This is a genomic window from Bradyrhizobium sp. Ken64 (assembly GCF_055807555.1).
In genome coordinates, this window is sequence record NZ_JBVVPA010000005.1 from 153,800 (window position 1) to 166,337 (window position 12,538).

The 12,538-nt window shown below is 64.9% G+C and carries 10 protein-coding genes; 8 read left to right on the forward strand and 2 right to left on the reverse strand.

Annotation, left to right across the window (positions count from 1 at the left end):
• Positions 1–3: 3 nt before the first annotated feature.
• Together AC0L2F_RS11045 and AC0L2F_RS11050 are read right to left on the reverse strand one after the other, a co-directional pair.
• Positions 4–3,534, reverse strand: a complete 3,531-nt coding sequence (locus tag AC0L2F_RS11045) for a molybdopterin cofactor-binding domain-containing protein (RefSeq protein ID WP_473248380.1) — start codon at positions 3,532–3,534, stop codon at positions 4–6.
• Positions 3,534–4,016: a (2Fe-2S)-binding protein gene (locus AC0L2F_RS11050; RefSeq protein ID WP_007608875.1), complete on the reverse strand. Its 483-nt coding sequence runs from the start codon at positions 4,014–4,016 to the stop codon at positions 3,534–3,536. The genes AC0L2F_RS11045 and AC0L2F_RS11050 overlap by 1 nt, the downstream gene beginning before the upstream one ends.
• Before the next feature lie 282 nt (positions 4,017–4,298).
• Here AC0L2F_RS11050 and AC0L2F_RS11055 point away from each other — a divergent pair, with 282 nt between their 5' ends.
• From AC0L2F_RS11055 to AC0L2F_RS11090, 8 genes are all read left to right on the forward strand, one after another.
• Positions 4,299–5,756 (forward strand): 6-hydroxynicotinate reductase, encoded by a 1,458-nt coding sequence (locus AC0L2F_RS11055; RefSeq protein WP_179950116.1) that lies wholly within the window; start codon positions 4,299–4,301, stop codon positions 5,754–5,756.
• Positions 5,753–6,649: a UPF0280 family protein gene (locus AC0L2F_RS11060; RefSeq protein WP_473248381.1), complete on the forward strand. Its 897-nt coding sequence runs from the start codon at positions 5,753–5,755 to the stop codon at positions 6,647–6,649. The genes AC0L2F_RS11055 and AC0L2F_RS11060 overlap by 4 nt, the downstream gene beginning before the upstream one ends.
• Positions 6,650–6,676: 27 nt before the next feature.
• Entirely contained in the window at positions 6,677–7,261 is a 585-nt protein-coding gene (locus tag AC0L2F_RS11065; RefSeq protein WP_473248383.1) for an amino acid synthesis family protein, read from the forward strand.
• A 25-nt stretch (positions 7,262–7,286) separates the two neighbouring features.
• Positions 7,287–8,489, forward strand: a complete 1,203-nt coding sequence (locus AC0L2F_RS11070; protein WP_007608885.1) for an ABC transporter substrate-binding protein — start codon at positions 7,287–7,289, stop codon at positions 8,487–8,489.
• A gap of 152 nt (positions 8,490–8,641) precedes the next feature.
• The gene (locus AC0L2F_RS11075) at positions 8,642–10,531 is read left to right on the forward strand and encodes an ABC transporter permease (protein ID WP_473248384.1); all 1,890 of its coding nucleotides are present in this window, start codon (positions 8,642–8,644) and stop codon (positions 10,529–10,531) included.
• Complete coding sequence (locus AC0L2F_RS11080) at positions 10,528–11,319, forward strand: ABC transporter ATP-binding protein (protein WP_473248386.1); 792 nt, start codon at positions 10,528–10,530, stop codon at positions 11,317–11,319. The genes AC0L2F_RS11075 and AC0L2F_RS11080 overlap by 4 nt, the downstream gene beginning before the upstream one ends.
• The gene (locus AC0L2F_RS11085; RefSeq protein WP_007592446.1) at positions 11,316–12,020 is read left to right on the forward strand and encodes an ABC transporter ATP-binding protein; all 705 of its coding nucleotides are present in this window, start codon (positions 11,316–11,318) and stop codon (positions 12,018–12,020) included. Before AC0L2F_RS11080 ends, AC0L2F_RS11085 begins: the two co-directional genes overlap by 4 nt.
• A gap of 26 nt (positions 12,021–12,046) precedes the next feature.
• On the forward strand, positions 12,047–12,502 hold the full coding sequence (locus AC0L2F_RS11090) for a MarR family winged helix-turn-helix transcriptional regulator (protein WP_035974947.1): 456 nt from the start codon (positions 12,047–12,049) through the stop codon (positions 12,500–12,502).
• The last annotated feature ends 36 nt before the right edge of the window (positions 12,503–12,538 follow it).

Genomic DNA, 12,538 nt, shown 5'->3' on the forward strand with positions numbered 1-12,538 from the left:
CGCTCAGTTCGTGGCGGCTCTCACACGCGCAATCGTCTCCTTCACGCCGGTCCATGCTGGCCTGTCCGGTGCAAACTGCTTACGCAGGAACGTGACGAGTTCCTCGACCTGTGCATCGCTCATGCTGTTCTTGAATGCCGGCATGTAGCCGAGATCGCTCGACACCGGCCCGGCGATGCCGTGCAGGATGATTTGCACGAGATTGTCCGATGCGGCGCTGTGCAGGTTGCTGTTGAGTGCCAGCGAAGGCCGGCTGCCGAACAGCGGCAGGCCGCCGACCTCATGGCAGACGGCGCAGGCGCCCTGATAGAGTCGCGCGCCGCTGGAGGACGCCATCGTGACTTGCGTGGAAGCTTCTAACCCGGTCGCGAGTGCGTCCTGCGTCGGCGTCCCGGTCGCGCTGTCATTGAACGAGTTGAGATAGACGGCCATGGCGCGGATGTCCTGGTCGGGCAGGGCTTTGAGGTCCCGGACGATCGGCGCCATCGGCCCGGCGGCGACGCCATGGTATCGCGAGTGGCCCGTGCGCAAATAGGCGAAAAGCTCGTCCTCGCTCCATGGGATCGGCGCGTGCGAGAGTGAGGTCAGCGGCGGCGCCTCCCAGCCCTCGGCAAAGCCGCCGGCGAGATAGGCGCCACGCTGCTCGGCGCCGAGCGCGTTGCGCGGCGAATGGCAGGCGCTGCAATGGCCGAGACCTTCGACGAGATAAGCGCCGCGATTCCAGACTTCGGACTTGGCAGGGTCGGGCTTGAACTCCCGCGTCTGGTGGAACAGCGCATTCCATCCGGCAAGTAGCGGACGGAGATTGAACGGGAAGGCGAGCGTATTCGCAGGCTGCGTCGTGCGCACCGCCGGCTGTGCCATCAGGTAGGCATAAAGCGCCTGCATGTCGGCGTCGCCGGTCTTCGAAAAATGCGTGTAGGGGAAGGCGGGATAGAGTTGCCGTCCGTCGCGATGCAGCCCGTCGCGCATCGCGCGCTCGAACGCTGGATAGGACCAGGCGCCGATGCCGGTCTCGACGTCGGGCGTGATGTTGGTCGCGTAGATCGTGCCGAACGGCGTCTCCAGCGCGCGGCCACCGGCGTTGAGCGCGCCGCCGATCATGGTGTGGCACTCCGCGCAATTGCCGAGTGCGGCCAGTTGTTGTCCGCGCGCGATCGTCGCTGCGGAATAGACCGATGGGTCAGGCCGCGCGATCGGCGCGATGGCGCGGCCAGGCAAAAGAGCCGCGCCGATGCCGATCGCCGCGGTGCAGATCGCTGCGATGGTCGCGAAGATGCCGGCGCGTTTGGCGAACGGATTCTCCCAGATACGGGACGGCTGTGGCGCAGGCGGAGCGGGCAGTGCCTGCGGCGTGGCTGGGGCGGCGCCGTGCAGCCCCTTCAGGATGCGCTCGGGTGTGAACGGCGGCTCGCGAAATCGCACGCCGGTGGCATCGAAGATCGCGTTCGCAATCGCAGCCGCACTCGGGACCGAGGCGGATTCGCCGACGCCGAGCGGCGGCTGGTCCGGCCGCGGCAGCAACAACACGTCGATCTTGGGCACGTCAGGGAAGGGGATGATCGGGTAGGCGCCCCATTCCCGCGCCACGACTGCGCCGCGCTCGAACGAGACCTCCTCCATCAGCGCGCGGCTGGTGGACTGGATGACGTTGCCGTGGATCTGGTGGCGCACGCCGTCCGGGTTGATCATCAATCCGGAGTCCTGCCCGGCGACCACGCGCGTCACGCTGACGTCGCCGGTCGCCTTGTTCACGGCAACGTCGGTGACCCAAGCCGACCACGCCGCGCCATAGCCGGGAAATTTGCTGTGGACGTAGAGCGCATAGGCAAAGCCGCGCCCATGGACGATCTCGCCGTCTTTCTCTTCGCGCACCGGTCGCGGCGTCCAGCCCGCGCGCTCGGCGACCGCGTGGACGAGATCGACGGCACGCTGGTCCTTCAGGTACCGCAGGCGATATTCGATCGGGTCGACGCCGGCCTCAGTCGCGGCTTCGTCGATATAGGATTCATGCGCAAAGGTGTTCGGCAGGGCCGAGACGCCGCGAAACCAGGACGCGCGCACGATCGGCGCCATGTCGTGCGCCACGACGCGCATGTGGTCGTAATCGTAAGGCGGAATCGCGGTGCGGTCGCCCATCTGGAGGACGTCCGGCTTCGGCGATATCCGCCCCGTCAGCAACAGCGCCAACGTCGGGGCGGCATTCGACGGATAGCGCGTGGCGAGATCGTAGGCGGCGACGTCGCCCTTCGCGTCCAGGCCGCCATTGACGTCGATGAGCTGCGCGGCGCCCTTGGGCTCCCAGGCGTGTTCCTGTTCGCGCGTCAGCTGCACGCGCACGGGCCGGCCGACGGCGCGCGAGAGCAACAGCGCGTCCGCGGTGACATCGTCGGCGCAGTTGCGGCCGTAGCAGCCGGCGGCCTCCAACCTGATGACCTCGATCTCGCTCTCGGGACGCTCGATCAGCAGCGACAGGTCTGCGCGCAGCACGTGCGGGTTCTGCGTGCCCGACCAGACGCGGATGTTGCCGTCCTGGAAGTCGGCGACCGCGCAGGACGGGCCGATCGAGGCATGCATCTGATACGGCCAGACGTAAGTGCGCTGCATCGGCTTGGCCGCGACGGCAATGGCAGTATCGACATCGCCCTTGTCGATCAGCGTGCGCGGCGTCGATGGATTGGCACGCAACGCCGTCTCGACGTCGGCGAGATCCGTCAGTTCAGGCGTCGGTCGCCAGCTCACCGCAAGCTGCTCGGCCGCACGGATTGCGTTCTCCTCGCGCTCCGCGACGACGCCTAGGAAATCGCCGATGCGCACCACGGCGATGAGGCCGGGAATGTCGCGCACCGAGGATTCGTCGACCGAAATCAGGCTGGTGCCGACGAACGGGCCGGCGTCGACGCCGGCATAGGGCGGACGCACCACGCGGCCGTGCAGCATGCCGGATACTCGGATGTCGTGCACGAAGGTCAGCTCGCCCGTGGCCTTGGCAGGCAGGTCGACGCGGGGCATCGATTGGCCGACAATGGCGTAATCGCCGACCGGCTTGAGGGCGACGTCGTCGGCAAGCTCGAGACGAACGGTCTCTCCGCCGATCAACTCCCCATAGCTGACGCTGCGATTGTCGTGCCCGCGCACAAGGCCATCTTCGATCCTGAGATCGGCTGCCCGCAGCTCCAGCCGCTCGGCCGCACGTGCGATGAGGAAGTGACGCGCCTGCGCGGCAGCTTTGCGCAGGGGAACGGCGGTGATCTGGATGGTCTCGCTGGCGATCGTGGCGCCCTGGTTCGGCACCGTTGCGGTATCGCCGAGCACCACGACGACGCGGGCAAAGGAGACGTCGAGCTCTTCAGCCACGATCTGGCCAAGCGCCGTGCGGATGCCGGTGCCGAGATCGACATGACCATTGTACGCTGTGACCGAACCGTCCGCGGTGATGCGGACGAAGGTCTCGGATGTGCACTCGTCCACGATGCGGACGACGACGAGCGAACCCGGCGGCAGCTCAGCTCCGTTCGAAACAGGGGAGGCCATCAATCAGCGGTCCCGGCGAGTTGACCCGACGCGCGCATCACCGCGCGCAGGATTTCGACATGCGTGCCGCAGCGGCAGAGATTGTAGCGCAGCGCCGCCAGCGCCTCATGTTCGGTCGGCCGCGGATTGATCGCGAGCAGCGCCTTGGTGGTCATGATCATGCCGTTGAGGCAGTAGCCGCATTGCGCGGCCTGTTCGTCGATGAAGGCTTGCTGCACCACATCCGGCTTGTCGCGGGTACCGAGCCCCTCGAGCGTCACGATGTCGCGGCCGGCGCAGCCACTGATCGGAATGACGCAGGAGCGCGCCGCCGCGCCATCGATCAGGACAGTGCAGGTGCCGCATTCACCGAGGCCGCAACCGTATTTCGGACCGTTGAGCGCGAGATCGTTGCGCAGCACGTAGAGCAGCGGCGTGTCTCGCGCCGCAGTGATCTCGTGGATCCTGCCGTTCACGGTGATGCGGATCGGTGTCTGCGTCATCCTCGTTCCCAAGTCGGCTCGTCGAGCGCCGCGGCCAAAGCTTCGCGAAATTCCAGGTCCGCTCAAAATCTACGTCGCGACGATACCGTTTGTACACAAACGTGCAAGCCGTGCATGCCGCAGTGCAGCGCGAATGCCTTCTTTGTGGACAGAGCGGATAGGCAAATGAGGTTTTATGCGGCAGGCGCATATTTTGCGCCGCACCGCCGCTTGACAGCCATCGGGAGGGCGCGCAACATCGTTCGTGTACAAATGATAACTGCACTGTCGGCTGGCTTTGACATGGTGACTGAACCTACGAGCGCCGCCATCGACAAGATCCGCTGCGATGCGTGTCCGGTGATGTGCTACATCAAGCCGGGCGCGGCGGGCGCCTGCGACCGCTATGCCAATCACGAGGGCAAGCTCGTCCGCGTCGATCCGCATGTGATCCTGGAGCGCACCGTGTCGCATGGCGGCAAGCTCGTTCCGTTCAGCCGCACCGAAGATTGGGACGGCAAGATCGTCCACGAGCCTTCCACCTTTGTAACGGCGATCGGCGCGGGAACGACCTATCCCGACTACAAGCCGGCGCCGTTCATCGTCTCGGCGGAGGTCGACGGCGTCGACATGGTGACTGTCGTCACCGAGGGCATCTTCTCCTATTGCGGCATCAAGGTGAAGATCGACACCGACCGTTATCTCGGGCCGGAGACGGCGACCGTCCGTGCACAAGGCGAGGCGGTCGGTCATGTTACCACCAGCGAATACGGTTCGCAGATGCTGTCGCTCGGCGGCGTGCACCATCTGACCGGCGGCTCCAAGAAGGAAGGCCGCGTCACCTGCGACACGTTGATGGACCTCGCAAATTGCAAGGCGGTCGAACTCACCATCGACGGCGGCGCGAGCGTGGTGGTGCAGGCCGGCCAGCCGCCGATCGTTAACGGCATGAAAGAAGAGCGCATGCGCGTCGGCTGCGGCTCGGCGACGATCGGCATGTTCGCCAAGCAATGGCACGGCAAGGTCGACGAGGTCGTCGTGGTCGACGACCATATCACCGGCGTGCTCTCGGAGCACCAGGCCGGCAAGCTGCTCGACATCGCCGACACCGGCATCAAGATGAAGGGGCGCCGCTCGACGCCCGGCCGCTATTTCCAGGTCGCCGATCCCGGCACAGGTTGGGGCGGCACCAATATCTCCGATCCGCTCGCAATCCTGGGACCGTTCGACGCCAAGGAAGCCAGGGCCGGTCTTTCCATGCTGATGGTCTCCACGACCGGCGAGCACTCGTCCTATTACGTGCTCGACGAGGCCTTGAAGCCGGTCGAGACCGAGATGCCTGACGACCTCAAGTTTTCGGTCGAGCGCATTCAGGAGAATTGCGAACCGGCGCTGTGTACGGTGCTGTTCATGGCCGGCGCCGGTGGTTCCTTGCGGGCGGGCGTGACCGACAATCCGGTGCGGCTGACGCGCTCGGTGAAGGACGCGCTGACGCGCGTCACCAGTGGCGGCGCGCCGGTCTATGTCTGGCCGGGCGGCGGCATCACCTACATGGTCGACGTGACGCAGATGCCGGCGGGGGCATTCGGTTACGTGCCGACGCCCGCGCTGGTCGCGCCGATCGAATTCACGATGAAGCTGTCGGACTATGCGGCGCTCGGCGGGCACATGGATTATGTGAAACCGCTCGCCGAAGTTCAGCGTGGCGACGACGTCCGCCAATTGCCCTGGCAAAACCCGATCCCGGGACCTCGGGCATGACAAGGCTCCCGCAAATCGCGTTGCTGTCAGATGGCCGGCGGCTGCATTTGCAGGATGGACCGATTGATTTGATCGTCGAGGCGAGGGGAGAGCCGAGCGAGGTGCGTGCAGCCTATGAGGCGGCTGCCCGGCGCTTCACGGGATTACTCGACGAGCTCTGCGCGGAACTGCCGGAGTTGCGGGCTGCCGTCGAGGGTCGGACCTCGCTGGTAGGCGTCGTGGCGCGCCGCATGCACGCCGCGGTCGCGCCTTATGCCGCTGATGACTTCATTACGTCGATGGCGGCGGTTGCCGGCGCCGTGGCGGAGGAGATTCTCGGCGCAATGCTGAACGCTGCGGCGCTCGATCGAGCCTATGTCAACAATGGCGGCGACATTGCCCTGCATCTCGGCGACGGCGAGCATTTTTCGGTCGGTCTGATGGACCGGCCCGATCGCGACGGCGTGATGCGGACAATCAGGGTGGACGCCGATGATCCCGTGCGCGGCATCGCGACCAGTGGACGGCACGGCCGCAGCTTTTCGCTCGGGATTGCCGATGCGGTGACCGTGTTGGCCGGAACGGCGTCGCAAGCCGACGCGGCCGCGACGATCATTGCGAATGCCGTCGATCTGCCGGGGCATCCCGCCATCATCCGGAAGCCAGCGAGTGAGCTTCAGCCCGACAGCGATCTCGGCGCGCGGCTCGTGACCCGTGACGTCAGTGAATTGTCGCAGACCGAGATCACCACCGCGCTGGAATCTGGCGCGGAATGTGCACGGCAATTATTCGATCGCGGATTGATCGAGGGTGCCGTGTTGCAGCTTTGTGGTGATATGCTTGTTATCGGGACCAAGTATATTGAACGGCAACGATCGCGCCCGCTTGTGCCGGAGAACGCGGTTCATGCCTGAACAGGGAAGCGGCTTGAGGAAACAATCATGAGCGCGATCATCCGCAAGATCGTCACCGTCGTCGAAGAGACGCAGATGGAGATGGGCCGCCAGGTCTCGCCGCCGACGCGGCGTGCGGCGGCGATCGCCGTGATCGAGAATCCGTTCGCTGGAAAGTATGTCGAGGACCTTTCGCCGCTGATCGCGATTGGCGAGGAACTCGGCGAGCTGCTCTCGAAGCGCGCGGTGGCGGCGCTCGGCATCGACGGGTCCAAGGCGCAGAGCTATGGCAAGGCTGCGGCCGTCGGCGAGAACGGCGAGCTGGAGCATGCAGCCGCCATCCTTCACCCGAAAATGGGCGCGCCGGTCCGTAAAGTGCTGGGCAAAGGCGCTGCGCTGATCCCGTCGTCGAAGAAGCGCAGTGGACCCGGCACGACGCTGGACATTCCGCTGGGCCACAAGGATGCGGCCTTCGTGCGCAGTCATTTCGACGGCATGGAAGTGCAGATCAACGACGCGCCGCGCGCCAACGAGATCATGGTCGCGGTCGCCGTCACCGACAGCGGCCGTCCGCTGCCGCGCGTCGGCGGGCTGACGGCTGCGGAGATCAAGGGCGAAGACGGACTGCGTTAATCTTTTCAGAAAAGTGGAGGTTGGGATGCGAGCAAAGAACTATTTTGTCGGCGCGGCGTTCGCGCTGTTGGCAAGCGGCATGGCTCATTCGGCCCTGGCGCAGGACATCAAGATCGGCGAGATCAACAGCTATTCGCTGCTGCCGGCGTTCACCGAGCCCTATCGCAAGGGCTGGCAGCTCGCGGTTGAGGAGATCAACGCGGCCGGCGGCATCAACGGCAAGAAGCTTGTCGTCGTCTCCAAGGACGACGGCGGCAAGCCGGCGGATGCGCAGACCGCGGCCAACGAGCTGGTGTCGAGCGAGGGCGTGGCGATGCTGACGGGTACGTTCCTGTCGAACATCGGTCTTGCGGTCAGCGACTTCGCCAACCAGAAGAAGGTGTTCTTCCTGGCGGCCGAGCCTCTGACGGACGCCATCACCTGGTCGAAGGGCAACAAGTACACGTTCCGACTGCGTCCTTCCAATTACATGCAGGCGGCGATGCTGGTGGAAGCAGCCAGCAAGCTACCGGCAAAGCGCTGGGCGACGATCGCGCCGAACTATGAATACGGCCAATCGGCGGTTGCCGTATTCAAGAAGCTGATGTCGGAGAAGCGGCCCGACATCCAGTGGGTCGACGAGCAGTGGCCGCCGCAGGGCAAGATCGACGCCGGTCCGGTGGTGCAGGCGGTTGCCGCGGCCAATCCGGAAGCGATCCTCAACGTCACCTTCGGCGCGGATCTCGTCAAGCTCGTACGTGAGGGCAACACCCGCGGTCTGTTCAAGGGACGCGAGGTCGTCTCGTTCCTCACCGGCGAGCCCGAATATCTCGACCCGCTCAAGGAGGAGACGCCCGAGGGCTGGATCGTCACCGGCTATCCCTGGTACTCGATCAAGACGCCCGAGCACGACGCGTTCCTGAAGGCCTATCGGGCCAAGTACAACGACTATCCGCGCCTTGGCTCGATCGTCGGCTACCAGACCATCAAGTCGGCTGCGGCGATCCTGGCGAAGGCCAATTCGACCGATCCGGAGAAGCTGATCACCGCGGCGGAAGGACTGTCGATGCCGTCGCCGCTGGGCGAGATCACCTTCCGCAAGATCGATCACCAGTCGACGCTCGGTGCCTATGTCGGCAAGACCGCGCTGAAGGACGGCAAGGGCGTGATGGTGGACTCGTCCTACAAGAAGGGCGCGGACTATCTGCCAAGTGATGCCGAAGTCGAGAAGCTGCGTCCGAAGGATTGATGCAAAGAGAGACCGGGGCCTCATGGTTCGAGACGCGCGGCGCAGCCGCGCTCCTCACCATGAGGGTCCCGGACCTCATCCTGAGGAGGCGCGTAGCGCCGTCTCGAAGGATGAAGCCCAATATTGAGAACTATGCTTAACCCGGACCGCCGATGGCCTTTTACGTCGTACAGTTTCTGACCGGTCTCGCGAGCGCAGCATCGCTGTTCCTGGTGGCGTCGGGCCTGTCGATCATCTTTGGCGTGACGCGGATCGTGAATTTCGCGCATGGTGCCTTCTACATGATCGGCGCCTATATCGCCTTCACGCTGACGGAGCGCCTATCGGGGACGTTCGGTTTCTGGGGCGGGATCGTCATCGCAGCGCTTGCCGTGGCGGTGATCGGCGTCATTGTCGAGATGGTGCTACTCCGGCGCATCTATCACGCGCCCGAGCTGTTCCAGCTGCTTGCGACCTTCGGCCTGACCTTGATGGTCGAGGACCTGGTCGTCCTGATCTGGGGCCCAGACGATCTCGTCGGGCGCCGTGCACCCGGATTCAGGGGGGCGATCGACTTTTTCGGCCAAAACATCCCGAGCTATGATTTGTTCCTGATCGTGCTCAGCCCGGTCGTGCTCGGCATTCTCTGGCTCCTGTTCCAGCGCACGCGCTGGGGCGTGCTGGTGCGCGCAGCGACGCAGGACCGCGACATGGTCGCAGCGCTCGGCGTCAATCAGAAATGGCTGTTCACGAGCGTGTTTGCGGTCGGCGTTTTCCTCGCCGCTCTCGGCGGTGCGCTCCAGATCCCGCGCGATGCCGTGCATCATGCGATGGATTTGCGCATCATCGTCGAGGTCTTCGTTGTCGTGGTGATCGGAGGCCTCGGCAGCATCATCGGTGCTTTCGTCGCAGCGGTGCTGGTCTCCGAGCTCAATGCCTTCGGCATCCTGATCTTTCCAAAAATCTCCATCATCCTGGTCTTCCTGGTGATGGCGGCGGTGCTGATCGTGCGGCCCTGGGGCCTGTTCGGCAGGCCCGAGGCGCCGGCGCGCAAGACACCGGGCCTCACCGTCAATCCCTGGCGACCGCTGAACTCGAACGAGCGGGTTGCTGCGCTTGCAGCGCTTGTCATCGCGGCGACGCTGCCGCTGTTTGCCGGCAATTATGCGCTGACCGTCGGCTCGGAGATCGCGATCTCAGTGATCTTCGCCGTCAGCCTGCACTTCCTGATGTCGGTCGGCGGCCTCGCCTCCTTTGGCCACGCCGCCTATTTCGGCCTCGGCGCCTACGGCGTCGCTTTCCTCGCCAAGATGGCGGGACTGCCGATGATCGTCTGCCTCTTGCTCGGTCCGCTGCTCGGCTGCATGGGCGCTGCCGTGTTCGGCTTCTTCGCGGTACAGCTCTCCGGCGTCTATTTCGCCATGCTGACGCTCGCCTTCGCGCAGATCGTCTGGTCGATCGCGTTCCAGTGGGTGAGCGTCACCGGCGGTGACAACGGCATTCTGGGCGTCTGGCCCGCGAGCTGGGCCGCGAGCCCATCGCATTTCTATTGGCTGTCGCTCGGCGTTGCGGCGCTCGTGACGATCGCGTTGCGGGCGATGGTGTTCTCGCCGTTCGGCTATGCGCTAAGGGCGACGCGCGACTCGCTGCTACGCAGCGAAGCGGTCGGCATCAACGCCAAGCGCATCCAGTGGACGGCCTTCGTGATCGCGGGCACGACCGCGGGCATCGGCGGTGCGCTGTTTGCCTACCTCAAGGGCAGCGTCTTCCCGGACAATCTCGGCATCTCGCTCTCGGTCGATGCGCTCGTCATGGTGCTGCTCGGCGGCGTCGAAACGGTCTCGGGCGCGGTGATCGGCGCCATCGTCTACAAGGCCTTGAACATCTGGCTGGTCAGCCAGACCGATCTGTCAAAACTCGTGCTAGGCGGCTTCATCGTTCTGATCGTCGTCGTCTTCCCCAAGGGCATCGTCGGCATGCTGGAGATGCTGGCGCAGCGCCGCAGGAAAGCATCGCCGCCGGGATCACCCTTGCTTGCCAAGCCGATCGAGTCCGCCGAATGAGCGTCGCCCCACCACTTCTCGCAGTCGAAGGACTGACCAAATCCTATGGCGGCGTGCACGCCGTGCGCGGCGTCTCGTTCTCGTTGCGCGCCGGCGAAATCCTGGCGCTGATCGGGCCGAACGGTGCGGGCAAGAGCACCTGTTTCGACATGCTCAACGGACAGAACAAGCCTGATACCGGCCACGTCCGCCTGCTCGGCGAGGACACAACCGGCAGGAAGCCGCGCGAGATCTGGCGGATGGGCGTGGGCCGCACCTTCCAGATCACCGCGACCTTCGCGACCATGACGGTGCGGGAGAATGTGCAGGTCGCGCTGATCTCGCACGGCAAGCAATTGTACAATCTTTGGGGCTCGGCGCCGAACTTCGACCGCGGCGAAGCCGGGCGACTGCTCGAGCTGGTCGGCATGGGCGGTTACGCGGATCGCCCCTGTGGCGAGCTTGCCTATGGCGATCTCAAGCGGCTCGAGCTCGCCGTCGCGCTCGCCAACCAGCCAAAGCTGCTGCTGATGGACGAGCCGACCGCCGGCATGGCGCCGCGCGAGCGCGTCGATTTGATGCGGCTGACCGCGCAGATCGCCCGGGAAAAATCGATCGGCGTTCTCTTCACCGAGCACGACATGGACGTGGTGTTCGAGCACGCCGACCGCATCATTGTGCTCAACCGCGGCACGCTGATCGCCGAGGGCTCGCCGGCCGAGGTCCGCGGCAATCCGCAGGTGCAGGCGGTCTATCTCGGCGAGGGCCTCCTTTACGATGCCGGTCATCGCGAGGGAGCATCAGTATGAAGCTCACGGTGCAGGACCTCAATAGTCATTACGGGCCGGCCCATATCCTGTTCGACATCGGCTTCGAGGTCGGCGAGGGGGAAGTCGTGGCATTGCTCGGCCGCAATGGCGCCGGCAAGTCGACGACGTTCCGCTCGATCGTCGGGCTCGTCGCGCAGCGCTCGGGGCGGATCATGTTCGAAGGCAAGGATGTCTCGGCGCGCCCGACGCATGAGATCGTGCGGGATGGGCTTGGTTACGTGCCGGAGGAGCGGCGTATCTTCACCGACCTGACGGTGGAAGAGAATCTCGAGGTTGGCCGCCAGCCGAAGCGCCCGAACGCGCCGCACTGGACTCGCGACAAGCTGTTTTCGCTGTTCCCCAACCTCGGCGAGATGAAAAATCGCCCGGGCGGCCGCATGAGCGGCGGCGAGCAGCAGATGCTCACCATCGCCCGCACGCTGATGGGCAATCCGTCGCTGGTGCTGCTGGACGAGCCTTCGGAGGGTCTGTCGCCGAAGATCGTGGAGCAGATGGTCGAGGCCATCCTGACCATGAAGAAGGAGGGCGTCAGCATCGTGGTCTCCGAGCAGAATCTGCATTTTGCGCGGCTGATCTCCGATCGCGCCTATATCATCGAGCGCGGCCGCATCTGTTTCGGCGGCACCATGGCCGAGCTCGACGCGCGTCCGGATATCCGCGACGCGCATCTGTCGTTGTGAAGGCAAAGGGCAAGGGCATCGAGCGGATGGCGAGAAGCGTCGCGGCGAAGAAGAGCGTCAAACCGGCAAAGCCGCCTTACGTGCTCGACGAGCAGGTTGGCTTTATCCTTCGCCAGGTCTGGCAGCGCCACAGCGCGATCTTCTCTCGCGAGATCGGCACCAATATTACGCCGACGCAATGGGCGGCACTGTCGAAGCTCGCCGAGGCCGGGCCATGCTCGCAGAACCAGCTCGGGCGCCTAACGGCGATGGATGTGGCGACCATCAAGGGCGTGATCGATCGTTTGACGGCGCGCGGCCTCACCGAGACCAGCCAGGATCCCGAGGACGGACGGCGGCTTCTGGTCAGCCTGACGCGCGCAGGGCAGCAGCTGGCGGAAAAGGTCGCGCCGAATGCGCTTTCGATCACGCGGGAGACGCTTGCGCCGCTCGAGCCAAAGGAACGCGAGATGCTGATGGCGCTGTTGAACAAGCTGCGGTGAGGCGCGACTAACCTCGGTGAAGGTCTTGTCGGGGTT

Coding starts and splice junctions, on each gene's coding strand:
- AC0L2F_RS11045 (WP_473248380.1), bottom strand. CDS start 3,534: ATGGCCTCCCCTGTTTCGAACGGAGCTGAGCTGCCGCCGGGTTCGCTC.
- AC0L2F_RS11050 (WP_007608875.1), bottom strand. CDS start 4,016: ATGACGCAGACACCGATCCGCATCACCGTGAACGGCAGGATCCACGAG.
- AC0L2F_RS11055 (WP_179950116.1), top strand. CDS start 4,299: ATGGTGACTGAACCTACGAGCGCCGCCATCGACAAGATCCGCTGCGAT.
- AC0L2F_RS11060 (WP_473248381.1), top strand. CDS start 5,753: ATGACAAGGCTCCCGCAAATCGCGTTGCTGTCAGATGGCCGGCGGCTG.
- AC0L2F_RS11065 (WP_473248383.1), top strand. CDS start 6,677: ATGAGCGCGATCATCCGCAAGATCGTCACCGTCGTCGAAGAGACGCAG.
- AC0L2F_RS11070 (WP_007608885.1), top strand. CDS start 7,287: ATGCGAGCAAAGAACTATTTTGTCGGCGCGGCGTTCGCGCTGTTGGCA.
- AC0L2F_RS11075 (WP_473248384.1), top strand. CDS start 8,642: ATGGCCTTTTACGTCGTACAGTTTCTGACCGGTCTCGCGAGCGCAGCA.
- AC0L2F_RS11080 (WP_473248386.1), top strand. CDS start 10,528: ATGAGCGTCGCCCCACCACTTCTCGCAGTCGAAGGACTGACCAAATCC.
- AC0L2F_RS11085 (WP_007592446.1), top strand. CDS start 11,316: ATGAAGCTCACGGTGCAGGACCTCAATAGTCATTACGGGCCGGCCCAT.
- AC0L2F_RS11090 (WP_035974947.1), top strand. CDS start 12,047: ATGGCGAGAAGCGTCGCGGCGAAGAAGAGCGTCAAACCGGCAAAGCCG.